The organism is Duganella rhizosphaerae, assembly GCF_040364205.1.
GTDB lineage: Bacteria > Pseudomonadota > Gammaproteobacteria > Burkholderiales > Burkholderiaceae_D > Rugamonas > Rugamonas rhizosphaerae.
Window position 1 is genome coordinate 1 of the sequence record NZ_BPWK01000091.1, and the last position, 264, is coordinate 264.

At 72.0% G+C, this 264-nt stretch carries 1 protein-coding gene; it reads right to left on the reverse strand.

Annotated features, from left to right (window positions below; all coding sequences use genetic code 11):
* Positions 1 to 264: hypothetical protein (locus RUGAMON1_RS32740; RefSeq protein ID WP_445234439.1), on the reverse strand; the 264-nt coding region annotated here is incomplete at both ends.

The following is a 264-nucleotide window of genomic DNA, read 5'->3' on the forward strand; positions in this document are numbered from 1 at the left end:
GGCCACCTGTGCCGTGGCCAGACCCACCAGCTGTGCGCTGCGCAAGGCGGCGACATTGGCGGTGGTCAGGCCGACGATGTCGGCGGTCTCGATGGCGCCGATGGCGTTGCTCGACAGCGCGGCGACTTGGGCCGAAGCCAGGCTGCTCAGCTGGGCCGAGGTCAGTGCGACGACCTGGTTGGTGGTCAGCGCGGCGACGCCGGCGGTGCTCAGCGCGGCCAGCGAGGCGGTGGCCAGGTTGTTGACCTGGGCGGTGGTCAGCGC